The sequence below is a fragment of the Virgibacillus sediminis genome (assembly GCF_042643265.1).
Lineage (GTDB): Bacteria > Bacillota > Bacilli > Bacillales > Amphibacillaceae > Virgibacillus_O > Virgibacillus_O sediminis.
In genome coordinates this window covers 57935-82987 of record NZ_JBHRRZ010000008.1, presented here as the reverse complement: position 1 = coordinate 82987, position 25053 = coordinate 57935, and the positions used below count along the sequence as shown (strand labels likewise).

Below are 25053 nucleotides of genomic sequence, written 5' to 3'. Positions count from 1 at the left end.
TCTATATGATTTTCAATTTTACATAAATACTATTTAAAGGTTATCCTCCATTGGTATATTTTATTATCATAATCTTTTCACACATTGACTAGCAAACGGGCAGTGACTACACTGGCGTGATGGTCTTGGCGGGAATAATTTTCCCCTCTCCTCAGGCATGATCTCCAACAAATTCAGCCTCTCATTGATTTCGTCGGCTGTATCCAATGCCCATTTTCTCGCCTTTTCCATTTCCTCTTTGCTGAATATCCTTCCCTTCTCTATACGAAAACGTAAGAAGTACAGGATTCCCTTTACTCTATCTATGCCTGTTTTTTGGCTAGTTGCCCAAGCGTATAAAGCTAACTGCTTATTATCCTGTACTCCGTAAATTGACCTGTTCGTCTTCCAGTCTGTAATCGCTCCATCAGGTGACAAGAGATCAATATAGCCTTGAATTTCCGGTGCGTTATGGCTTTTAGATAGCGGGAGTTTAAAATACACTTCCGTTCTGCCCATATTCCGGTGAACTGGGGCGCGTTCCACTAGATCCGAAATCTCCTGATGCATCAGTTCTTCATGAAACCCTGTGGCTGCATACCCGTTCAAAACGGCCTCCTCATGGCTGGCACCATTGATTATATCGTCGATGGCCTGATGGACCGCCTTTCCAAGAGCCAACGGCTTTGTCACGGGCTCTTCTTTTCCTAAGACATACTTGTTGTAGAAACGGTAGGGACATTGGCTGTACAGATTTAATCGTGAGAATGAAAATATCATCTTTCCCTTCTCCTTTCACGTATAGATGAAAGAAGAGAGACAGATTTGATTCCATCTCTCTTCACTCTTCAATCATTTTAAAATGGCAGGTCGTCATCATTCACATCCACAGGTACGCCCTGGGATTGATATGGATTATTCTGTGGACGACTCTGGTTATTGGGGTTGGATTGGTTCCCCTGTCCATTCTGGTTACGGGTATCAAGAAACTCAACATGATCGGCAACCACTTCGGTTATGAATACCGTCTTTCCATCCTGTCCTTCAAAGGAACGGGTCTGAATGCGGCCGGTCACGCCTACTTGAGAACCTTTCCTGCAATATTGTGCTGTATTCTCCGCGGGTTTCCTCCATACCTGACAACGAATGAAATCCGCGTCCTGACTGCCTTGATTATTTTTGAATGGACGGTTCACCGCCAGTGTAAATGTTGCCACAGCATTTCCGTTCTGCGTATATTTCATGTCCACATCTTTTGTCATGCGACCGATTAATTGAACGTTATTCATTTCATAAAACTTCCCTTCGATTTGATTTTTGTTTTTGACCTTGGTAGACTAAACCAAGTTAAATAACTTTTTGTGTGACACGTTTCTCTTTCGGAACGTGTCTTTTTTTAGTTTCCATGTGGGCTGCATAATGGATGAACATGATGTTCAGAAGCAATGTCTCCAGTTCAAAATCCATGGTCTTCAGACAGACCCTCCATGCACTCCGTCCCAGTTCGATTCCTTCTCTCGCCCAATCCGCAGCAGCTTCACTCGGTTTCAAAAATTCATCTTGGATCCGTGTGTACATATTTGGGATATAAGCCTCCCAACAGCTTTGTATCAACCATTCCAATAACTCCTCTTGGCGCTTCTCCTGATTTTCCAGATGAGCGATGCAGATGAATAGGGCATAGTTCACCACCATTTCATCATGGACGTATTGCTTCCAATCTTTGATGACCTGCTCCCGTTTCTGCAAGAAATCTTGGAACGATTTCCTTTTGTACTCCTTCCAACCGATCCGGTCCAGCTGATAGGGATTCAGCAGGTAGGCCGGATGCAGTTTTCTCTTCTTTTTACCAAAGTACTGTTCCTTCACCTTGTCATAAGGCTTGCCGCTGAGTTGCACTTCAAAATCCAGCACTCCACCGGAAGTCTTGCAGTACCAACACTTGTAAACGTTATCGACTGTGTTCAAGGAAAGGTAATATTTCTTCGGCTTGTTGGCATCCTCCTCGCAAAACGGGCATTTGCATCTGGTTTCCTTTTTGCCGTAACTCCTTGTTTCAAATTGTATTCCAAACTTCTGAGCCACATCCAGAATGCTAGGCAGCACGATGATCACCCCGCTTTTTCGGCTGGCTGAACAACATCAACCAGAAAAAGGAATCCATTCTCTTTTTTCAAGATGAGGCTGGCGTCAGCTCCTTGTTCCAACCTCTCCGCTTTTTGAACAGCTTCATTTCCACGCGCAAGGATCAGTTGATTTTTGCCATCAATAACGCCGGCAATCTTCGCGAATTTCTCCGATGCTTTTTCACCAATTGTGACGTTTTGGATGAAAACGTTATAAGCATTACCGGATTCTGTCTGAGCTGAGGGCTCCTGCTGTTCGCTCTCAGATTCTTGAGCAGGATCATCAGGCTGGTCAGATGGCTGACCGGTTTGGCTCACCTCTGCGTTTTCATCTTCATCTTCTTGGTTTGAAATTGTTTTGGCATAATTTTTTAGGAAATAAAAACTGTTTTCCTCATAGAGTTCCAACTCTAGTATTTCTCCTTCAGTTACCTGTTTTAAGGATTCCATTAATTGTTCATCCTTCACCAATACCTGGAATTTTTTCTCAGACTCCTTGCTTTGAACCATGAGCAGGCCATACTTCTTTTCCGAGGAGGTCGTCTTGATATCAAATGATTTTATTGCCACCTCATTAGTGAGTGTTTCTGGTTCCGACTGTTCAGCTTCCTGTTGAACTTCTTTAGCAGGTTGCAGAATTTCGGATGCCTGCTGTTTCTGTGGTGTTTGGCCTGCACCCTCTGTTGGCATGTCTTCATCCAGCCCGATTTCCTCCTGCGTATGCAGTCCTCCCAATGGAAACTGCCGGCGCAATACAAAAGTTTCTGCTATCTTGACAATCATGGCGCTCGGGAGGGTGTCCCAGACGTTGGGGTTGCCATACCGGGAGTTTTGCCTTCCACTGTTAGCTTGGAAGTACTCCTCGAAGTCAACAAAGACGGCTACAGGGTGGTGGGTCTTATGCTGCATGATCGCATATGCCCCCAGGATCTTCCCACGCTTAGTGCCGAATTGATGTCTGACCGTCCCCTCAGAAGGTAAAAACTCAAAATGATCGCCTTCTTTAACAACGTTAGCGTTAGGCGGTCCGACATACCCCGGCTGACGGGTGGCTACACGAAGAAGGCCGTCCCTTGTGGTGATGAACTGGGTCTTGGCTCCACGTTTGGTCTCATAGCGCTGAAAGACGATATCCCCCAACAGTGGATTCAGCCCGAAGTTCTCACAGACTTCAAGAAAATGTTCGGCCTCTTCCTGTGTGCCGTTGGCTGGTTTAATAAACCGGTTCCAGATCAGCGACTTTTCATTGTTCGAGAATTGAATAGCTTTTTCCATGATTTCATCCACTCCTTCATAAGATTTTGTGTGATATGGCGACAGACAAAAACTCGGTCAGGTCATACCATCACTCCCTTCACTGAGATTTTTATATACATGAAAAAAAGCCAGTTGACCCCATAGGTAAACTGGCTTTTATAAGCAATAAAAAAAGCGTATCGCTCGTGCAATACACCACTTTTAATATCTTGAGTTTTAATACCATTATTTTGGACGTTTTTCACATCCGGTAGATGTTGCTGTGTTCCTTCAGCACTTTTAACAGAAATACTTTTGTGTCGAATCTCCCTCTCATGATGAGGATATGACGACTTCCATCGGTTGGATGACAGGTACACTTGATAACTATACCTGCACAATAACAGAATATTATGATGATGTCAAAATAATCGATCGGTATCTAAGCAACTATTAGCGTAGGTTTGTTAATTAGAGACCTTTACCACCCTCAAAACCTCCCTCACTATTTTCCTCTCAGCCTGATTGCGTATTTGTCTTACACGTTCAGGTGTTATATTTAATAATGCACCTACTGTTTTTAATTGGCTACCTTCTTTAATTAATCCATATAATTCATTTAAAACTACCTGTTCTCTTTCAGATAAAATATGCCTCAAAGCTATATATATTCTAATAAACCTCCTGAATTTATTGGAATCTCTCTCTTTTATGATTTTATAGTATGGTTTTACCCCATTCATTCTAGTTTCAAAATTAGGACTTTTCACAGATCCAACCATATCCATAAAGAAGATTGCATCATCTTTACTTAAATTGTTTTCCTGTTGCATTGAAATACTCCTCATTAATTGTTCAGATATTTTGAGTCCAACACTAACATAATGAACACAGATGTAAAAAAGGCATTCACACATGTACAAGTTTTGCTTGTTTGTCTATTACCTGCATGCTATTGTAGCGATTAATAAAACAAACATAAAATCTTTAACGAGACATTTATCCTTGGAACTGTAAAGATGTGATCAGTGCCGGTGGATTAACTCCCGTAAAAATAAAAGAGGTAATCCCTATTCCAAAGAGTAATACCATACCTATATTTAATAACTTCACTACCAGATCTTCTCATTCCTCACTCTCACAATGGATGACCATTTGAGTTTCTCCAATGATTAAGGCCATTCAACCTATCTCTCCAGCTTATTTAATTCGTCAATTATCGATGGAGTAAAAAATACTAACAACTTTTAACTTTGACTTAATTAACCACTAATTTCAACAAACTCTATCTCTTGTGTTCAGATTTATATCCATTCAAGATACTCTTATTCAGGAAACGTCTCTTTGTTAATGTAAGAGTTCTCGCTTTGGTAAGAACTTATTCCAATTCAACATGTATACCATAATTTTCGATCTATTAGGCCATCCTTCTTATTCTCCAATTACTGCTGGCAGCCACAATACAATATCAGGTACATACGTCAAAATGACGAGGACCACATATGTTACCAATAGGAACGGTAAGATTGCCCGTGTTAATTGACCGATTGATATATTAGCAAGGGATGACGCAATGTAAATACCTGAACCAACCGGCGGAGTCAGTAACCCTGCGGCTAGGTTAATACACATAATTACCCCAAAATGGATCGGATCTATTCCATAGGTTACTAGTAAAGGGGTAAAGATGGGGATTAAAATGACGAGTGCAGCAATTCCATCCATAAACATTCCTACAAAAAGTAAAAATAAATTAACTAGCAATAAAAAAATTAATGGATTTTCCGTTAAGGATGCCATCCATGAGGCAATGGTCTGGGGGACTTGTTCAAAGGAAAGCATCCATCCGAAAATATTAGCCATGGCAATTAATAAGGTAATCATTGCAGTAGTTTTTGCAGTATTTACTAATATTGATGGGGTGTCCTTTAACTTGATTTCCCGATAAAAGAAAAATCCGCTAATCAAGGCAACCACACTAGCTATGGCTGCAGATTCGGTTGGTGTAAAGGCTCCGCTGATGACCCCTACAATAATAATAAGAGGAACGAGTAAGGCGGGAATCACAGTAGTAAAGCTTCTAGCGACTTCCATAATCTTTGCTCTGTCATGAGTTGGCCACTTTTGTTTCATCCCAATCAATGCAATTAAGATAATAAATGTTAATGACAGCAGAATCCCCGGAAGTACACCTGCTAAAAACATCTCCCCAATAGAAACTCCAGACCCTACACCATAGATAATAAATAACATACTCGGTGGGATAATCGGTCCTAATAACCCTGCGGAGGCCGTAGTAGCCGTACTAAAATCTCTGGAATATCCCTCTTTTTCCATAGCTGGTACCATGGTTCTGCTCATCATCGCAATTTGGGCGGACGCGGAACCAATAATAGAAGCAAGCATCATGTTGGCTAGGATGTTTACATAAGCCAGGCCTCCCCTAAAATGACCAACAACGGTCTGAGCAAACCCTACTAATCGTTTCGTCAGGCCACCTGAATTCATTAATTCTCCTGCTAACATAAATAATGGAATGGCCAATAACCCGTAGTTTTCCATTCCAGAATACAGCCTTTGTGGAAGCGTCGTTAAGATACCGATATTTCCTGTAACCCAGATGTATATTACCGTTGTCATCCCAAGTACTAAAGCAATCGGTATTTTGATTAATAAAAGCACGATAAACGCGGTAATTGTAATGGCCATCACTCTACCTCCTTGTTAGGAAAGATGCTATGAAGCAGTAACTCTAAAACATGTATTAACATAAAGAGAAAACTAACAGGTATGCTTAAATACGGAATAATCATCGGCAATTCCATCGATCCGGATCGCTGAATTAAGATATTCGGGGAACTTAACCAATTGATGGATAGATAGAAAATGTAGGAAACAAAAAGAAACATTAGAAGATATCCTATTACATTAATTACATGTTTTAGTCTACCACGTAAATTTTCCACTATGATGTCAATTGTTGGTGCAGTTGACGTTTTAATGGTCATACTCCCACCAACAAAAGTCAGCCATGCAAGCGAAAAAATAGCCGTTTCATTTGGCCATGTTAATGGTGCACTTAGAACGTACCGAAAAATTACTCCCAATGTTAAGGAAATAAGGATAATAGAACACAAAAAGGCTACTATACCCTTCTCTATTTTATATACCAGTTCACTTACATTCTCGATAAATTTCATGCGATCACTCCTTTAACTGGAATAGCAGCTTCTAAGGAGATAATTAGAAGCCACTATTACGTTATCTAAACTATTACTCTGCAGTTTCTATAAAGTTTTTAATAATCTCAGACTCAGCAGAGAACTCGTCACGAACCTCGTTTGAAACATCTTCAAAAGCAGACCCATCAAGTTCCTTTACCAGTACACCTTCTTCTTTCAACTTTTCTAAATTCGTTTCCTCCCGCTGGATTGCTTCTTCTACTCCCCAATCAACAGCCTTCTCCAGTGATGTTTGAATAATTTCTTGATCTTCGTCAGATAAGCCGTCAAAGACCTGTTTACTCATTGCAATCACCGTAGGGAATGTTGCATGATTGGTTAATGTTAAATACTCAGCGTTTTCATAGTATTTTTCAGTGACCAATGCATCCAAGTCAATATCCATCCCATCAATGACACCTGTTTGCAGAGATGTGTAAACCTCAGATAAGGGCATTGCAGTAGGGCCAGCAGAAGTTTTGTCCCAGAAACTTTGGAATGCTGGACTGCCAATTATTCGAACCTTTTTCCCTTTAATATCTTCCGGTGATTGCACAAAACCTTCTTTTAATAGAATATGACGATTCCCAGCAAATCCGAAATCAAGTCCTACTAAACCTTGAGATTCTAAGGATGCGAGCATTTCCCTTGCTTCCTCCGAGTTTCTCATTTCTGCTGCTTCTGCTAAATCACTGAATAGGAATGGCATAAACCATGCATTAAGAGAATCTTCCCTCGTACTCATGTAAGCGTTTGTAAGAAAACCAAAGTCAATAGATCCAGATTCCATCTGTTGTACCATGTCCTGCTCCAGTCCCAATTGTGATGCAGGATAAATTTCTAAAGACATTCTGCCATCTGAGGCAGCCTGTAATTCCCCATCAAACTTTTCAGCCGTTTTGTGCCATATATGAGATTCCTGTACAACGTGGGAAACCTTAAAAGTATATGTTCCATCCTCACTGGCACCACCCGACCCACTCGTCTCGCTTCCCCCACATGCTGTCAATAGCAGAATAATAGAGACAAAAAGACTACAAATCAATCCTTTTCTTAGCCTAGAAACTTTCATAAACTTCCTCCTATCATGAAAAATATCTGGCAAAAAACAATAAAGGAAATCTCCTCTATTGTTTTTTGTCTAATATTCACCTTTAATTAACCTTTTCCAATACTTTATTATAGCCATGGTACTGATCAACATATTTGTAATCTTTATCTGTTCGATTTTCTAAAATCTTATTACGCAGCAGTGTCATAATAGGATCAGTAGCATGGATAATTTCTCCCCATTTTCTTGCACTGGTCTGTACATAAGCAGTTCGTGGCTGACGTTCTTTTTGATATTTTCTAAATGCTTCACTGTAGTTATCGCCGTGCTGTCTAACAACATCCGCTAGGTATCCTGCATCTTCTAATGCTTGGCAAGCCCCCTGTGCCAAATATTGAAGCATCGGATGTGCAGCATCTCCCATTAAGGTAATATTTCCTTGTGTCCAATTCTCGATTGGATCCCTATCGTACATTGGCCATCTTTTCTGCCTGGAAATATAAGAAATAGCTGTTTTCACTCGGTCACATGTATCTTTGAATACTTCGTCCATTTCTTCTGGTGTTCCCCACTGGTCTGTATGTTCAATTTCTTTTCTGTATTGGCTGCTCTTGAACACGACAACCTGATTATATAACTCCCCACGTCTTACCGGATATTGAACGACATGCATGTTTGGGCCAATAAACATATAAACATCTTCTGGATCCCCAACATTCGCATTTGCTACTTCTTCCATTGGAATTGCTCCCCGATAGGCTACATATTCAGAGCATACTGGTTGGTCGTCGACAAATAGTTTACGTGTCTTTGACCACAATCCGTCAGCGCCAATTACCGCTGAGCCTGTGTAGGATTCACCTGCCGCCGTAAATACTTGTACAGAGTCATCATTATTTTCAGCATTGGTAATTTCTTGGTTTGTCAGTAGTTCTATTTTCGGATGGTTTTCACATGCATCAATAAGTGTTTTTTGAAGATCGGTACGATGCAGTACAACATACGGCGCACCATACCTTTCTCTATATAATTCATCGATATTCAATGCGGATAGTTCCTCACCTGTAAACGCATCCATTAAAACCAAGCGTTTTGGAAAAACAGAAACTTCACTGACTTTATCCATTACCCCTAATTTTTGTAAAACATTTGTTGCATTCGCTGCAAGCTGAATTCCCGCTCCTACCTCGCCAAATTCTGGAGCTTGTTCCAGTACTTTTACATATCTATCGGCTTGTGCGAGGCCAAGTGCGGTTGCTAAGCCACCAATTCCTCCACCAACAACGATGATCGGATTTTCTTTACTGTTTATCATTTTCTTTCCTCCCCTTGAGTGTGTAATAGTTGGAAAACAAAGCATATATATTTCCCCTGGAAGCCTCATCTAAAGTCCGGTTCAAATTCTCCAGTTACCGTTTGGTGGCCGTTGTTTTTCTCATACTTTTCTTCTCTTTCTAGTTCAAACCGATTCATTATAGGAATATCATTTACAGAAAAAAGGTAAGAATCTTCAGCTGGTATATGCTCATACCATGCCCAGTTTGGCACTACGAAATAGTCGCCAGCTTTCCAATCGAACCTGACGCCATTAATAATCGTATAGCCAGATCCTTTATACGCATGATAAATGGTTGAATGTGTATGACGCAGTGCTTTCGTACCAAAGTCCTTTGGAAGAAACTGCATTCGTGTACCCATCGTTGGGTTGGCAGATTTCCCAGTTGTTGGGTTAATATAATCTACTGCATATCCATGGTTTGGATCTGGAGGAAATTCCATTAGCCCGTTAATTGCATCCAGCGTACGGCTCCATTTATAGTTTGCTAATGGTGCAACATCGAATTTTTCATCTCCAACCGGACGAACCATTCCACCTCTATACCTTTTTTCAGAGAAGTTATCCGGAACATTTGGTTGTTGCAATCCTGCTTCATATGGCTCAAAAAACGTTCCGCCAATATTGTAAATCGTCGGGATATCCAACGCATCCATCCAAATCATTCGCTTGTCACCTAGGTGTCCATGACCATGCCATAGATTTTTAGGAGTGGTGAGGAAATCTCCTTCTTCCATAAAAATCCGTTCCCCTTGTACAATGGTATAAGCGCCTTCTCCTTCTGTAATAAAACGGAGAGCACTTTGTGTATGTCGATGGGACGGCGCTTCTTCACCAGGTAAAAGCATTTGAACAGCAGCATATAATGTCTGTGTAGTGGAAACATGGCCCCATGGATTACGATAGGTTAAGCCAGGGTTTTGGAAATAAATGGCCCGACGTTCTCCTCCCCGTTCCGGGGTGAAGATTTCTGCTGCTTCCATTAGTTTCTTTTCGATTAGTTCACTTGACCATAAGTAAGCATTTGCATGAGGTTCTGGGTTTTTATTCATTACTTCTGGAATTGCTTCCCATAATGGTCCAAGGTTATACTGCTGAATGTCCTTAGTGAAATCCCTTACATCTTTGTCTTGAAGAAAATTTGCCTTTTCAACCATTAGAAAAACTCCTTTTTATTTAGGCTTTTTTCGAAAACCTTCGCTTGTAAAAGCATTGCAGTTATACGGTACATATGCCGGCCTCAATCTACCGTCCCGGAGAATAACTTAGCTTACACCTCCCGCTAAAATTACTTTCAAGGAAAGCATTTCTATCGAGGAAGTTGTCCGCAGAAATCCCGTTTGTCCGGGACGGAGGCCAACAAGCATCTTAAGCCGCCTTCTTTCGCGATACAGTTAAGTATCTAATCTCTCACTTTTAATTAGCACTTTTGCTGCTTAACTTGCTGAGGTTGCGTTGTATTTGCCCGTAGTGTCCTTCAATATGTTCTACTAAAAAATGTTCGATTAAGAAGGATACTGGCTGGTTTCCAAATTTTTCAAAGTTCCGGTGGGGGTTTTCTTCTTTTAACCTATCGTCCCTTACTTTTGATATTCGATTTGTTACCTTTTCTTTGAGTTCTTCCACTACCGTAATAGCCTCGTCAACTTTTAATTCTTCTGGTTTTTCAACTGCTGCTAATCGTTTTGGATTTTGTAATCCTCTCCCCCATTCAGAACCTGGAGTTTCGAGGATCGTCTCTAACTCTCCTAACCAGTAATTCGTAGATTCCCATACATGAGATAAGATTTGTAAAATAGACCATTCCTCTTCCGATGGTTTCCAGCGGATCGTGTCTTCGGATAAATCATTGACAGTAGCCACAATTTTATCTAGTGAACTGTTAATAGATTCGATATAACTCTCTGCCTTTGAATTTGCCATTTTTATGCTTCTACTCCTTTTTGCAATGCTACTTTATTTTCAAGTGTTCCAACATTGTCCACTTCAATTTTGACAACGTCTCCGTCTTTCAAGAATACTTGTGGATCACGTGCGAAACCTACACCGCCTGGAGTGCCCGTAAGAACAATATCACCAGGCTCTAGCGTCATTAGGTTAGATAGGAAAGCAACAAGCTTTTGAACGGTAAATACTAAATTTCTCGTATTCGAACGTTGGCGTTCTTCCCCGTTTACCGTAAGCACAATTTCTAAGCCGGAAGGATCAGTTAGTTCATCAGAAGTAACTAGCCACGGACCCATTGGAGCACTGCCTTCCACTGCTTTCCCTTGTAGCCATTGAAGGGTACGCCGTTGAATATCCCGATAAGTGACATCGTTTACGATCGTATAACCAGCCACATAATCCAATGCATCATCCTCTGAAACATTACGAGCCTGACTTCCCACTACAAAAGCAAATTCCGCTTCATAATCCAGTTGTTCAGATATCGGGTAGTGCGGAATATCATCTTCGGGACCGACTATAGTGTTTGCAAATTTGGCAAAAACTACGGGATTGGATGGCAACTCCCGGCCCATTTCCAAAATATGTTCCCGATAATTATGGCCCACACAAATCATTTTTCCAGGTTTAGATAATGGGGCTTCCACTTTTACTTCGTTTTTGCTATAAACTAATTTGTGCTCAGAGGAAGTTTGATTTCCTAATGCAAAATCAACGGCTTTCCGGGCTATATCGATACTTTCATTCCCACCTTGTAAAAACGCTTCCATTTTAGACGGAACAAAAGCCTCTGCAATTTGCTCATAGCGATATTTTCCTTCCCTTTGCAATTGGGCTTGATATGCATGATTAAGATCTACTACTTTATTCTCTTCAACAATTGCTCCGACTCTTGAATAACCATCTACAGTAAATGTAATAAGTCTCATCGAATTCTCCCTTTTGTTTTTAAGAATTTAGGTTTTGTCTGAACCCCGTTTATGTCCCTTTCTACACTCACTAAGTTGTAAATCCTCCATTATTTTTACAGTAAAATCACCTACCTTAACTTTTATTAATTCCACTATTGTGATACACAGTTATATTATATATAATATTATAGGTCAGAATATAAACTAATGTCAATGTGCAAATTGTCAGAAATAATTAATTTGCCTAATAAATTATCTAGAAGAAATAAGGCTTCACCTGGAATTTTGGCTGTTTTGTAATTGAAGAAACTACTGAGAAACCCGTGATATATTCACTGCTGAATAGCAGGCCTATCAATTTTCCCAATAAAATATTAAAATTATAGAAAATAATAATTAAAAGAATAAGAGGAGAAATAAATATGGAGAAAAAAAGCAGGGATACGATTCAATCTCTAAGAATTGGAATGTCGATTTTAGATGTCTTAGCTCAAGAGAAGAGGCCATTGAAGATCACTGAAATCCAAGAAAAGACAACTATTACCAAAAGTAATTTATATAAATATATCAATACCTTAATTCAAGATGATTGGATTTACCGGGATTCGAATACTGGATTGTATTACCTGGGATCCAAGTTGATCAAATACGGTATGACAGCCATGGGCAACCAGGATATACTAGCAATGATCACACCATATTTACGATCTATCAGCGAACACACGAAAAATTCCGCACTATTTTCTGTACCAACTTATAACGGACCAGTCATTGCCAAAATTAATCGTTCCAATCAAATATTGAATATTGGTGCGGAAATTGGAACATTACTTCCGCCGAATTCTTCGTCTGGAAAGATATTTTATCTATTCGCAGATAGTCAGAAATCAAAAAAGTGGAGAGTGAATTACGCTTCTTCGATCATTCAAGATACAGAGGAAATTCAAAGGATACGCAAGGAGAAAATTGCTTTTGCAAGAGCACCTTTAATAGCTGAAGCGTCCTCCGTTTCTATTCCGATTATGGACTATTCCATGGAGTTAATTGGGATCATCACGGTTGCGGGATTCTCTTCAGATATTCCTCGAACAATTGATGACCCACTTAGCCGATATCTACAACAAATGCAAGCAGAAATATCAATGGAATTTTAATGCAGTAAAACATTAAAAAGGTATACCAAAGCAGGTGTTGGTATACCTCTTTACCCTTATCCAGCTGGATATTATGCTAGCTTTTCTACTTTTTCTTTGTTTGCTCGAAGCTTAGCTGGTGCTGTTTCTCTTAGAAATAGAGAGAATAAAAAGCCGGTAAATGCTGCCGATGAGGCAATCATTAGTGGTGCAGCAAGCCCCCAAGCATCCGCAGCCATTCCACTAAATACAGGGTTGAGAACCCCGCCAAAGATTTCCCCTATACCAATCGTTATTCCTACCGCAAATCCACCATATTGTGCTGGAACGGATTCTGTTGGGATAACAGACATTGCTAAACCACCTACACCCATCCCTGCTGAAAATATAAACACTAATACAGACATCAATGCTACTGAATCGAACATTAACACGACAATCGGAGAAAATAGGGAGAGAAACCCAAAAATAAGTGTTGCCGGCTTACGACCAATACGGTCAGAAATAGCTGGGACAACAAATCCTAAAATGGCGGTTCCCGCACCGAATCCAGCCATTACTATACTCATTGCACTTTCTGATAAGCCTTTCCCGTTGACAAGAAAGACAGGCCCGAAAATCTGAAAAGACATCAAATAAACCATAAAACAACTAAAAATTATGATGGATAACAAGATATTTCTGTTACCCATGACTTGTTTGATGCCCATTTTTTGCCCTTCCGCAGCAGGGGAAATGACAGTTTTATCATCTGTTTTCGGCTCCTTCATATATCTCCAAATAAAGAAAGCTAAGATAAGCCCTGGAATAATCGTTAAGTAAAACGCAGTACGCCAATCAAAAGCGTTAGCCAACGCAACAATGATTAGCGGGGCTAAAAATCCCCCGAATACACCTTGAGCTGTATTCATCGAGAATCCCAAATTGAAACCCCGGCGTTTTTCGGATGATTCAACCGCTAGAACGGATTGTGTAATAGGTATAATAGGACCTTCTAGTAAACCCATTAGTAAACGCAATACAAGTAATAACCCAAATGTTGCGACCAGTCCATGCATAAGGGATACAACAGAAAATAGCAAAATGGAGATGATCAAAATATTTCTTTTGGCATTAACCTTGTCAGATAGATAACCTACCAACGGTCCAGAGATTGCCCAAGTGATGGCTAAGGCCGATCCAATTAAACCGATTTGAGTATTGGTCAGACTAAAATCGTTTTGCATAAAAGGAATAAGATAGTTGATAGCCAGTCGATCAAAAAATACAAATCCAACTGAGAAGAAAAAGAGCGTAACAATTTTATTCTCATAGTTCCAAAATTTTCCTTCTCCCATATTAAACACCCTTTCAAATTTATCCCCTATTATTAGGAGATTTTTAGGTGACCAATGTTAACTGCCTACGGAATGTTACCAATATTACAAAATTTCTGCGGAGACTAAGCTCTATAAGTGTTATTTTTAATAATGTCTGTTTTCTAAGCCTTACCATCACCTAATATCAACTTACACTGACAGCCTTTAAATTAATCGACTTCATAGGCTTTTAGAGATTCTGCAATAATCACTTCCCCTTCATACCCCTGTTTCCTTAACACTTCTGTTGTAAGTTCTTTATCCATTTCTCCATTAAACAAATGGGTTAGCACCATTTGTTTATAATTTCCTTCTGCTGCTGTTTTTCCAATTTCCTCTAACGTCATATGTGCCCTTGATAAATTAGGTTTCAGCTTTTGAAACATACTATAAGAAGGGTCATCTTCTTTTACTTCCGTCAACATTCCATCCATAACCACTAAATCCGTATCTTTTGAGAATTCAATAAGATCTTCACTGAATTCTGTATCTCCAGTGATCACTACTGACTTTCCACCAGCCTCAAATTTATAAGCTACGGTTTTAATAGAGTGTGGTACTTCAATCGTAGAAATTTTGACTCCATCCAGTTCAAATTGTTCTCCACCCTCCACTTCTTTCAATTCCACATTATCGATGATTCCCTGTGGGGTTGTAAAACCGGCATCAATGCGATATTGGATATCTTCTTTATAAAAATCAATTGCAAAATCATATACTGCTTTTGTACCTTCAGTTCCAACTAAGTTTAATTTTGGCCTTGGACTATCTGTTGCCCATCCGGCTATTAGAATGGTTAGAAAATCAGAATTATGGTCGGCATGATGATGAGAAAATAAGATATTATCTATATCGGATGGCCTTACACCAGCTTTTGCTATCCCATTCGTACATCCACCGCCACAATCAACTAAAAAATATTTGTCCTGATACTGAACGAGAGTAGCTGGCCAGGATTTTGTATTATAAGTAGTAGGCGATCCTGCTCCAATTGCAGTCACTCTAAAACCATCTGGTATATCCTGGGTTTCTTCTGGATTACTGGCACTATCAGCTTCTTCGTCCACTCCATCGTTATTTAATTCTTTAGTTTCTTCCCCAGAAACTTCTTCCCGCTCAACCTGCTCTTCTGCTTCGCCTAAGGAGCTTTCTGATGTGCATCCTATGATGACTAGAACTGACAATACCATAGTAAATACTAAAGTGATCCGTGTCATATTTATCATTTCGCCTCCCTTTCTCATTTCCACATATCAAAATATTTAGATAAATTAGAGTGAATCATTTCCTTACCTAAGATAGAATCACTGCTATTATGTTAGAGCCATTTGATAGTTAAATAGACTGCCGAGGGTTTCTCGGCAGTCTTTTGCAACTATAGTATAGTCGCCATATGATTTACAATATCAGTAGAAACTGGATTGTAAAAATCTCCTTGGAGCCAATATTCAATACAAACAGTGGAATTTAGTTCTTCAAGAGGATCCCTAAACTTTTGGACCTCTGTATTGATTCAAGCAATATCTCTTATTTCAAAAACTCACCAGTTCGCTGGTAAACATCTTTATATTCATCTAAATGGGTCCATTTACCTAAAAAGCCGTGAACAGCACCTTTATATCTTTTTGTCTCTACATGTACCCCAGATTTCCTTAAGTTGTCAGCAAACAACTCACCCTCATCGCGAAGTGGGTCATGTTCTGCTGTAATCACCAATGCGGGCGGAAGGTTCTTCAAGTTTTCCTCTTTGATCGGTGAAACTAGCGGATCATTGGGATCCGCTCCCCCAGATAGATAGAAAGAATTAAATTCAGGTAAAGCATCCGTTTCTAAACCATATCCCTTACTGTTTTCAGTCAGTGATGGATAACGAGATTCATCTATAAAGTCAAGGTCTAAGGATGGATAGTATAATACTTGGTTTGTAATAGTAAATTCTTTTCTATCACGAGCCATCAAGGATATTGCTGCAGCTAAATTCCCCCCTGAGCTATCACCAGCAACCGCAAGATGCTCGCCGTCCCAATTCAATTCTTCCTTATGCTCTGCAACCCACTTGGTCACATTATAGCAATCTTCTAATGCAGCCGGATATGGGTGTTCAGGTGCAAGACGGTAATCCACTGAAATCACCTTATAACCGGATTCCATGGCTATCGGACGAACAATTTCATCGTGACTTTCTAAGTTGCCTGAGAAAAATGCTCCCCCATGAAAATACATTAGGATGGGATAGGATCCTTTATCCTTTGGTGTATAAATTCGTACAGGTATATCTGCTTCGAATGTTGGAACAGTTCTATCCTCCACCGCATGGACTTGCACACGCTTTTCCAGTGGTAAAACCGGTTCATTCATGAATTTCCTTTGTTCTTCTGGAATAATTTTTAATGGTTCATCCGACTTGGGCATCGACTCAAAAGCTTTCTTTATCTCGGGATGTAGCGCCATTTACAATGATCCTCCTTTTTGTTACAGCCAAATGTAGGCAAATGATTTTTCCTAATTACATATTTTACCGGTATTGGTCAATTATTTGTTGTGAAAAAGAATGATATTGATCAATACTCCTTACTCTGCTACTCTTTCAAATGTTTCTTTTTCTGGAAAAGCAGTTTGATTCTCTTCAGATGGGTTTAGACGAGATAATTCCTGATATTTATCTGTTACTGGTTTTCTACGAGCCTGGTACCTCTGCAGAGCTTGTGGAATTGTATCCGCATCACGTAATGCTTCAGCCAAAGCTCCTGCATCTTGTATCGCCTGATTTGCACCTTGCCCTTGATGGTGGAGCATGGCATGGGCAGCATCGCCAAGCAAGGCAATTGAGTTCGAAGTCCAACGCTCGACTGGATCAATATCATACAGTGCTCGGCATGTATAGTCATTAATTCTTTCTGCTACTTTCTGAATTCTCGGATCGAAGTTCGTTAGATGTTTTACGATATCTTTGGTTTCTACTTCTGGGGCCCATGAGGAATCATCAGATGGAACAGTTACATCAAATGAAATTTGATTTCTATGATGCAATGGTAATACATATACATTCACATCACCTTCCACCCAAACTCTAAATGTATTGTCAGGGGCAATATCAAATGAATCTTCTTTATCTATCACGGCCCGGTAGGCATGGGTTCCAGAGTAAACAGGCTCTGCATCACTGAAAAACTTCGAACGGATATTGGAGCGAATTCCATCTGCGGCAATGACTAAATCAGCTTCAATTGTTTTATCGCCTTCAAATTGAACTACTGCATAATCTCCATAATCAATGACCGACTTACATTTATGATCCAAGTGGATGGATTCTGTTGGTAGATGTTCCAAAAAAGTTCCAATGAAGTCTGCTCGATGAATTAATCTCGACCACCTTGCATTTGGTTCATCCGTTAATTGTGGCCATCTTTCCCTGAACACAACCTCCCCCTTTCCTGTCACTACTTCCATATACTCACTTACGGAACTCTTACTCACCATAGCGTCATAAATTCCCCAATCCTTAAAAAACTCTACGGTTGGCGGGCGCATACCTATGCCCGCACCAACTTCTCCAATGACTGGCGCTTGTTCATACAGATCAGCTTTGATTCCTACACTTCTTAGGGCAACTGCAGCTGCTGCGCCACCGAAACCTCCCCCGATAATAGCAACTTTTAATTCAGAATTATTTTTGCCTTTCAGACTCATAAATCTTCCCCTCCTAAGTTTTATGTTTTATTAATTAACTTTTGCCAATTAAATTAAAGAAGATAGAATATATACACTATTCCCTTATTGGCAAAGATTCCGAAAAATTATTGTGTACGTAAATCCTTTTTGCAAAGTCAAGTGACTATCCATTATTAGCAGTCTCTCTCATTTCCAATTCATCAGTTATATCTTCTTTATCTCGACCGATTTTTTACTCAAGGGAACAAACGAAAATGCAATGGCCGCTATAATACCTGGAATTGCAAATGAAATAAAATCATCTTAGCTGGTAGATTAAGTACTAGGAGTATTCCCCCGAAAGTCGGCCCCACAATTGCCCCCATCCTTCCTACTCAGGAAGGTATAAAGGATGGGTAATTGCGATACAAAGGAGTATGAAATATGTTGAACTCCATCGTACATGCAACCATTAGTAAAAGAATAGTCATATTGTTGCCAAGCCCGAAGAAAGATGCATATTGAAACCGCTTACCACAAGGTGTTTACTGAAGTGCGAAAATCTCCGCACTTCATAAGATAGCTGATTTCACCGGCTCACTGTAAAAGAATACTTGTATTCATCAGCTAAGTGAACACCACGCCTCCACCCGATAAGCCGATGACTACGTGTGTACATCAGGGTTTCCGATAGGAGAACAGGGTCTCCGACACTGACATTGAGCGTACGGGCCTCATCAATATCCGCCCCTGTTGCCCAAATTTGCTGCTCGCCTCTGGACAGGTAGATACCCTCATCGCGTTCCAGAAGGACGAAAACACTTCCGGCCTTCTCGAGTTCCTGTTTGCTCGGTTGAAATGTCTCCGGAACACGCAGGTAGGTTTGTGTTCCAATAATCGGCTTGTTACGGACGTAGATTACCCGTGAGACTTCCAAAACCTTCTCAGACGGCTCAAGATCAAGGAGGTCACGCACCTTCTTGGGGGGGGCAACATGCTCGACATTTAAAACACGAGATTCAGATTCCATCCCCTGTTTCCGAAGATATTCGACGAGCCCTCCAAGTTCGAGACCAGGGGGACGTATAGGAAGGTCTCTTACCGGAAAGGTGCCCTTCGCTCGTTCCCGGTACACATACCCCTCATTAGCTAAATCCTTTAATGCCTGCCTAACTGGTGCCCGACTCACACGGAAGCGGCGAACAAGCTCCTCTTCTGTACTAATTGGACGGTCCGGATCGAGTTTACCTTCTCGTATTTCCGCAATCAATATTTCTTTTATTTGTTTATAGAGCGGAACAGAAGAAGATCGGTCAATATTCTGTGCAGTGGTAGTCATTTAAATCACCCTCCTGAATATTCTGTATGTCTAGTTGATATGATATCACTTTTTTGAAGGGGAGCTGCTGTTAAGGCCTGTACATCTTCAAACTCTATACCGGGGGCCAGTTCTCGTACGACGAGACCCTTATTTGTAACATCAATTACTGCTAAATCCGTATAAATACGATCCACACAATTTGCTCCGGTTAATGGAAATGAGCACTCTTCAACAATTTTAGCTTCGCCTTCTCTAGTACAGTGTTTCATAATAATGAAGACACGCTTACTTCCGACTACTAAATCCATTGCTCCACCTACACGTCCCAAGGACGCTCCAGGCAATTTCCAACTGGCCACATCTCCATTCATGGATACCTGATAGGCTCCAAGTACCGCAGCATCCAGATGTCCTCCACGTATCATAGCAAAGGATTCAGCCTGTGAAAAAAATCCCCCTCCTGGAAGCAATGTAATAGGTTCTTTTCCTGCGTTTACAAGGTCTGGGTCTTCTCCCCCCTCCTCAGCTTTTTCTCCAATACCAAGAATTCCGTTTTCACTATGAAGAATAACCTCCTTCCCTTCCGGAATCCCATCGGCTACAATAGTTGGAATACCAATTCCAAGGTTGACAAACCAACCTTCTTCAATGTCTTCAGACAAACGGACTGCGACCTCTGGCATTTTCCAACCCTGTAGCTCTTTGTAACTTTTACTCATTACCCGCCACTCTCCTTTCTTCCTTGGTATCAACCGTAATCAGACGGTGAACATAAATACTTGGAGAAACAATTTCTTCAGCACTAATTTCTCCCACTTCGACAATCTCCTCCACTTCGGCAATCGTAATCGTTGCAGCGCTGGCCATGACGGGGTTGAAATTGCGTTGAGCCTTGTTATAAACAAGATTGCCCCAGCGATCCGCTTTATTAGCTTTGATTAATGCATAGTCCCCTGTAATCGCGTATTCCAACAGGTGCTTTTTACCATTAATTTCACGAACTTCTTTTCCTTCCCCGAGTTCAGTCTCCACACCTGTCGGCGTATAGAAAGCTCCAACTCCAGCACCGCCCGCACGGATACGCTCTGCCAGTGTTCCCTGAGGAACCAATTCCAGTTCAATCCTCCCTGATTCAAGAAGCTGGACAAGTTCTTCGGCATGTGGGCCGACTGGGAAAGAACAGATTATTTTACTTACTTGACCGTTACTAATCAGTTTCGCTACTCCATCGCTGACTGCTCCGATATTGTTGGAAACAACTGTTAAGTTTTTCGCCCCCTGTTCCATCAAAGCTGTAATCAGCTCTGTTGGTAAACCACTTCCACCAAATCCTCCTACAAGAACAGTGGAACCATTCTCAATATCTGCGACAGCTTTTGCACTGTTTTCATATTTCTTTTGAATCATTCTATTTTCCTCCTTTCGTTAGGCTTCCTAGATAACCATTAAGGGTAACAAAGAATGCGGATGGTAACCCCCTCGGATCACCTTTATATCCTAGTTCATCAGCGACAGATTCGAACGGGGCATAAAGGCCCTCACCCTCCCCCGGGCGTTTTTCATCTATACGATGACGTTGTGCGATATCAATTAGTTTTTCATCCATTTCAAGGCTTTCCCGTAATGCTTTCGTTACTTCTTCACCAGCTAATTGCGCTTCCACAGTTTCTCCATGCGCATTTAGAAAATGATGTCCTAAATACAATCGATTTGGCTTCACTTCTTCTAGGAGATACTTCACGCTTTCTCTATAAAGTGTAGCGTCTTCTATAGTGGGGAAACCACCAGCTGCCCCACCGTAGATTTGAACAGCATCCGCAGCAAAAGCCCATTTCGTTTCTTCCAGTAAGAAGGTTACAGAGCCGAGTGAGTGGCCGGGTGTAGAGAGAACGCTCATTTTAACATTGCCGCCAAATGACAACTGATCACCTGGTTCTACTTCGTGCGTCGGTTTAATTTCCTCCCCGATCACATGCATCAGAATTTTCTTGTGTTCCTCTCTTGTCTGCTCGTCGAGATATTTCCCCTGCAGCTGGTCATGTGCTTCAAGATGTGCTTGACGATTATGAATCAGTTCCGCTTCTTTTTTCGGTATAACGATATTCGCTTTTTTTCCTGTTCTTTCCCATATTTCCTTTACTCCCCCGATATGGTCAGCATGTCCATGAGTTAACAAAATCCAGCGTATATCCGCTATATCAATTCCATACTTTGCAAGTTCAGGCACAATCTTCTCGGAAGGGGATGAAGCTATCCCTGTATCAATCAGGACTGGTTCCGGTGCATCAATATAGTAGGTGTATGCTATTGTCCGGCCGAACTCACAGCCAATTGGGATCACACGCAATCCCTCTGCCACTAGTGATCACTCCTTTTTTCTTTCTTATTTACTCTCTTACCCTGCGATGGAAGACTATCAAAGTGTCTTATTTACTTTTTGGAATAACAGGAAGAACTAAGTGTGATTGATGGTCCTTATCACGATAAATCTTATGCGTTGTAGCTCTTCCACACGGTAAGTGATAGCTGTCCGGTGGAAGCAGCTGTGCACTGGAATCATTAATTTGTTCGTTATTTGAAAGCACAAGCTCCATTTTATGACCAGCCTTGAATACATTAGAGAATGGATAAAGTTTGATTGCATATTCAATTACTTCACCAGCTTGTACAGGTTCTGCCCTTGTATGAGGATGATACGGCGCCCAGCGTTTTGATTTGGATTTATCCAATTCTCGGTGAGAAGCTTTCAAATAGCCTGTTGTTACTGGTTTACGCTTACCGTGTGGATCTACATCATAAAGCTTCGCAATTAAATTGGTATCATCCGTATCAATTTCAACATGTACATATAATGCTCCTGATCCAGTCATTTCAATATCTTCAAGGAATGCATCCGTACTCCATGTCACGGAGTGTGTATCATTTGTTACTGTATATGGTGCCTGATAGAATCCGTCTGGTGGAACATTCTCAGCACCAAGTGGTTCCGGCGTAACCTCAATTTTATGACGCGGGCGAAGGTAAAAGTTCTTATATTCTGTGTTTGGTAACGGCCATTCTTTTTCGCTGCGCCATTTTCTTTCCCCTTCAACGAACATCTGGATTGGGTCTTCGTCCATAATTCCGTTATCGATTCCTTTTAACCAATAATCATACCAGCGGAACATTTCTTCATGTGACTCATCGAAAGGCCTTGTCTGCATTGGTGGATACGGTTGTAGGTCTAGCTTTTTGACTCCCTTCACGCGATTAAATGCTTCAATCGTCCCATCAACAGTCCAGCCACGGCCCCATTTCACCTGGAAGTATGCAGGAATGTTTACTTTATCTGCAACTGCCAATGGGCTACCTTCTTCATAAAATTTCCCATTCAATGGATTGAGGAGGAAGTCCATCCATAATTCATGTCGGTTAGGATAATTTAATAGATGAACAAAATCCGACCAATTAGCTATATCCGGATCCTTTAATCGTTCCTTAATTTTCTCCTGATACTCTTCAGGGCTATATACCTCTTCACTCTTACCTTTTACATTACGGACAGCTACACCACTGTCACCCCCGCGGCCTTCACGAGATGCACGTGGCATTAGCCATAGGATGCCGCCATGATAGGCAAGCTCATATAGATCAAAGTGTCCGCCATTGGCGAAGATTGCTTTTAAATGTGGCGGGTTCTCTGCTGCGCCCAATAATTGAACAGTAGCAAAGTAAGATATGCCAATCATTCCAATATTACCGTCACACCAGGGTTGTTCTGCCAACCATTCTACTGCATCGTAAATATCCTTACCCTCTCCATGGCCGCCACTGTCGTAATTGCCAATCAACTGACCTTCCGAGAAACCTGTACCTCGAACATCCGCAATAACATGCGCATAGCCATGATCCACGACCTCACGGATATCCCCAGCTTCGATAACCCCATTCCAAAGAACGCTTGGACGTTTTTGCGGAGTCATTGTCAATGATTGGGACTGTAATTCCTTCCCATATGGGCTTAGTGCAAGTAAAGCAGGTACTTTTTCGTCCGTCCCCTCTGGTCGATAGATATCGGCTGCCAAATGGACGCCATCTCGCATAGGGATTTTCACATCTTTTTCTATCTCCATTTGTTTTCACTCCTTTACGCAGCATTTCTAAGTACGTATAAAATAAACGGTTCTTCGTTATTGATTGCTTCTTTATGATGGGGTAAAACAAGGTATGAAAGGCCCGGCATTGTCTTCATCCCCACTTTGCTTAAACACCACCTTCACCTTTTGCCCGATTTTTACTTGATCAAGATCACAATCCACAATATTCGTCATCATTCTTGGACCTTCATCGAGCTCTACATAAGCGATAGCATACGCACTCGGTTTTGCACGGCGCATAATACTGAATGTATAAATTGTTCCGGTTCCTTTCACCTCTTTCCATACAGTTGTATCATTCATACAGAAAGGACATAATGTGCGTGGATAATAATGATATTCACCGCAGGATTCACACAGTTTAATAAGCAGTTTTCCTTCTTCGGCTGCATCCCAAAAATCTTTATGTTCGGGGTGTACCTCAGGGATTGCCATTGTTCTTTCCTGATACGGAGTCGTCATGATGATTACACTCCTTCCATAATAAGTGTTGCACTGCCGTGGCGGCTTCCAAGTCCACCGCCTATACCGTTAACAAGTGCAATATCACAATTATCAACCTGTACTTTTGGATGTGCTTCTCCGCGAAGCTGACGTACGGCTTCAATCAGTTTCGTCATCCCCCCTCTGCTTGTGGGATGATTATTATTTAATCCACCGCCATCTGTATTGATTGGTAGGTTACCTTTTCCTGAAATCAGATTTCCCTCAGATACAAACTTTCCGCCTTCTCCTTTTTTACAGAAACCTAGATCCTCAAGCTGCATAATAACCGTAATTGTAAAGCTGTCATAAATCCCCGCATATTTAATGTCAGCTGGCGTTAATCCCGCTTCTTCAAATGCTGTTTTTCCGGAATGGACAGCACCCGTGTAAGTCATGTCCATCTTGCCGCCCATGGGACCTTTGGGAGACTCTCCTGTACCGCTCACTTGAATAAGTGGTCGGTTTGAACTTTTGGCTATTTCGGGTTTGACTACTATTAATGCTCCGCCTCCATCACTCACTACACAGCAGTCCATCAAATGTAATGGATCGGCGATCATCGGTGAGTTAAGCACATCTTCCACTGTCACTAATTCTTTTAACCTTGCATTTGGATTGTATTGTGCATGATGGGAAGCTGCTACCTTCACCCATGCCATTTGTTCGCTTGTAGTTCCATATTCATGCATATGAAGCTTAGCAGCCATTGCATATTCATTCACCGCTGTTGGTCCATACGGTCTTTCAAACGGGACTTCCGGTACATTCGGTGTGAACGCTTTTGGTTTTACACCGCTTTTCCCTTCCGCCCGCGGTCGTCCTCCCATTGTAATTAAAGCTACGTCGCACTTACCTGCTGCGATTGCCTGCGCCGCGTGTGAAACATGAACGATATAGGATGAACCGCCGGTTTCTGTCGAATCAACATGCCTTACATTAAGCCCTAGATAATCAACCATGGATAAAGCTCCACCTGGTGCATCTCCCGCGCAAAAATAGCCATCCACATCCTCAAACGTTAGTCCCGCATCCTCAAGTGCACCCTTCGCACACTCAGCGTGCAGAGCGGCAACAGACGTGTTTTCAGCCTTGCGTGTCGGATGCTCGAATGCTCCTGCGATATAAGCTTTTCCTTTAATACTCATATTCCTCAAACCTCCA

24 protein-coding genes are annotated in these 25053 nt (G+C 41.3%); 1 reads left to right on the top strand and 23 read right to left on the bottom strand.

What is annotated here, in order from left to right; all coding sequences use genetic code 11:
- Nucleotides 1–66: 66 nt before the first annotated feature.
- The 12 genes from ACFODW_RS04570 to ACFODW_RS04515 form a co-directional block, all read right to left on the bottom strand.
- Nucleotides 67–759: a PD-(D/E)XK nuclease family protein gene (locus tag ACFODW_RS04570; RefSeq protein WP_390303631.1), complete on the bottom strand. Its 693-nt coding sequence runs from the start codon at nucleotides 757–759 to the stop codon at nucleotides 67–69.
- Nucleotides 760–836: 77 nt separating this feature from the next.
- Nucleotides 837–1268 (bottom strand): single-stranded DNA-binding protein, encoded by a 432-nt coding sequence (locus ACFODW_RS04565; RefSeq protein WP_390303628.1) that lies wholly within the window; start codon nucleotides 1266–1268, stop codon nucleotides 837–839.
- A gap of 58 nt (nucleotides 1269–1326) precedes the next feature.
- Nucleotides 1327–2085 (bottom strand): hypothetical protein, encoded by a 759-nt coding sequence (locus tag ACFODW_RS04560; RefSeq protein ID WP_390303625.1) that lies wholly within the window; start codon nucleotides 2083–2085, stop codon nucleotides 1327–1329.
- Between the two features lie 5 nt (nucleotides 2086–2090).
- Nucleotides 2091–3380 carry a RecT family recombinase gene (locus tag ACFODW_RS04555; RefSeq protein WP_390303622.1) on the bottom strand — a complete coding sequence of 430 codons (1290 nt, stop codon included), beginning with the start codon at nucleotides 3378–3380 and terminating at the stop codon, nucleotides 2091–2093.
- 428 nt (nucleotides 3381–3808) lie between these two features.
- A complete protein-coding gene (locus ACFODW_RS04550) occupies nucleotides 3809–4174 on the bottom strand; it encodes a sigma factor-like helix-turn-helix DNA-binding protein (RefSeq protein ID WP_390303619.1) in 366 nt (121 codons plus the stop codon).
- A 598-nt stretch (nucleotides 4175–4772) separates the two neighbouring features.
- Nucleotides 4773–6050: a TRAP transporter large permease gene (locus ACFODW_RS04545; RefSeq protein WP_390303616.1), complete on the bottom strand. Its 1278-nt coding sequence runs from the start codon at nucleotides 6048–6050 to the stop codon at nucleotides 4773–4775.
- Nucleotides 6050–6541, bottom strand: a complete 492-nt coding sequence (locus ACFODW_RS04540; protein WP_390303613.1) for a TRAP transporter small permease — start codon at nucleotides 6539–6541, stop codon at nucleotides 6050–6052. The genes ACFODW_RS04545 and ACFODW_RS04540 overlap by 1 nt, the downstream gene beginning before the upstream one ends.
- Before the next feature lie 73 nt (nucleotides 6542–6614).
- Nucleotides 6615–7634, bottom strand: coding sequence for a TRAP transporter substrate-binding protein (locus ACFODW_RS04535; protein ID WP_390303609.1), 1020 nt, complete (start codon nucleotides 7632–7634; stop codon nucleotides 6615–6617).
- Between the two features lie 82 nt (nucleotides 7635–7716).
- A complete protein-coding gene (locus ACFODW_RS04530) occupies nucleotides 7717–8928 on the bottom strand; it encodes an FAD-dependent monooxygenase (RefSeq protein ID WP_390303606.1) in 1212 nt (403 codons plus the stop codon).
- 65 nt (nucleotides 8929–8993) lie between these two features.
- Nucleotides 8994–10106, bottom strand: a complete 1113-nt coding sequence (locus tag ACFODW_RS04525; protein WP_390303603.1) for a cupin domain-containing protein — start codon at nucleotides 10104–10106, stop codon at nucleotides 8994–8996.
- Nucleotides 10107–10365: 259 nt separating this feature from the next.
- On the bottom strand, nucleotides 10366–10872 hold the full coding sequence (locus tag ACFODW_RS04520; protein WP_390303600.1) for a DinB family protein: 507 nt from the start codon (nucleotides 10870–10872) through the stop codon (nucleotides 10366–10368).
- Between the two features lie 2 nt (nucleotides 10873–10874).
- A complete protein-coding gene (locus ACFODW_RS04515) occupies nucleotides 10875–11825 on the bottom strand; it encodes a fumarylacetoacetate hydrolase family protein (protein WP_390303598.1) in 951 nt (316 codons plus the stop codon).
- A gap of 404 nt (nucleotides 11826–12229) precedes the next feature.
- Here ACFODW_RS04515 and ACFODW_RS04510 point away from each other — a divergent pair, with 404 nt between their 5' ends.
- On the top strand, nucleotides 12230–12961 hold the full coding sequence (locus ACFODW_RS04510) for an IclR family transcriptional regulator (protein ID WP_390303595.1): 732 nt from the start codon (nucleotides 12230–12232) through the stop codon (nucleotides 12959–12961).
- 71 nt (nucleotides 12962–13032) lie between these two features.
- Here ACFODW_RS04510 and ACFODW_RS04505 read toward each other — a convergent pair whose 3' ends face one another.
- From ACFODW_RS04505 to ACFODW_RS04455, 11 genes are all read right to left on the bottom strand, one after another.
- Nucleotides 13033–14277: an MFS transporter gene (locus ACFODW_RS04505; RefSeq protein WP_390303590.1), complete on the bottom strand. Its 1245-nt coding sequence runs from the start codon at nucleotides 14275–14277 to the stop codon at nucleotides 13033–13035.
- A gap of 191 nt (nucleotides 14278–14468) precedes the next feature.
- Nucleotides 14469–15515, bottom strand: coding sequence for an MBL fold metallo-hydrolase (locus ACFODW_RS04500; protein ID WP_390303587.1), 1047 nt, complete (start codon nucleotides 15513–15515; stop codon nucleotides 14469–14471).
- A 310-nt stretch (nucleotides 15516–15825) separates the two neighbouring features.
- Nucleotides 15826–16749, bottom strand: coding sequence for an alpha/beta hydrolase (locus tag ACFODW_RS04495; RefSeq protein ID WP_390303581.1), 924 nt, complete (start codon nucleotides 16747–16749; stop codon nucleotides 15826–15828).
- A gap of 120 nt (nucleotides 16750–16869) precedes the next feature.
- The gene (locus ACFODW_RS04490) at nucleotides 16870–17988 is read right to left on the bottom strand and encodes an FAD-dependent oxidoreductase (protein ID WP_390303578.1); all 1119 of its coding nucleotides are present in this window, start codon (nucleotides 17986–17988) and stop codon (nucleotides 16870–16872) included.
- 550 nt (nucleotides 17989–18538) lie between these two features.
- Nucleotides 18539–19288 (bottom strand): GntR family transcriptional regulator, encoded by a 750-nt coding sequence (locus tag ACFODW_RS04485; protein ID WP_390303575.1) that lies wholly within the window; start codon nucleotides 19286–19288, stop codon nucleotides 18539–18541.
- A gap of 5 nt (nucleotides 19289–19293) precedes the next feature.
- Nucleotides 19294–19989: a 3-oxoacid CoA-transferase subunit B gene (locus tag ACFODW_RS04480; RefSeq protein ID WP_390303572.1), complete on the bottom strand. Its 696-nt coding sequence runs from the start codon at nucleotides 19987–19989 to the stop codon at nucleotides 19294–19296.
- Nucleotides 19982–20674, bottom strand: a complete 693-nt coding sequence (locus ACFODW_RS04475) for a 3-oxoacid CoA-transferase subunit A (RefSeq protein ID WP_449366027.1) — start codon at nucleotides 20672–20674, stop codon at nucleotides 19982–19984. Before ACFODW_RS04475 ends, ACFODW_RS04480 begins: the two co-directional genes overlap by 8 nt.
- 4 nt (nucleotides 20675–20678) lie before the next feature.
- On the bottom strand, nucleotides 20679–21629 hold the full coding sequence (locus tag ACFODW_RS04470; protein ID WP_390303566.1) for an MBL fold metallo-hydrolase: 951 nt from the start codon (nucleotides 21627–21629) through the stop codon (nucleotides 20679–20681).
- A gap of 67 nt (nucleotides 21630–21696) precedes the next feature.
- Entirely contained in the window at nucleotides 21697–23382 is a 1686-nt protein-coding gene (locus tag ACFODW_RS04465) for a CocE/NonD family hydrolase (RefSeq protein WP_390303563.1), read from the bottom strand.
- Nucleotides 23383–23454: 72 nt separating this feature from the next.
- Nucleotides 23455–23868, bottom strand: coding sequence for a Zn-ribbon domain-containing OB-fold protein (locus ACFODW_RS04460; protein ID WP_390303560.1), 414 nt, complete (start codon nucleotides 23866–23868; stop codon nucleotides 23455–23457).
- A gap of 5 nt (nucleotides 23869–23873) precedes the next feature.
- Nucleotides 23874–25037, bottom strand: coding sequence for a thiolase domain-containing protein (locus ACFODW_RS04455; RefSeq protein WP_390303557.1), 1164 nt, complete (start codon nucleotides 25035–25037; stop codon nucleotides 23874–23876).
- Nucleotides 25038–25053: the final 16 nt, after the last annotated feature.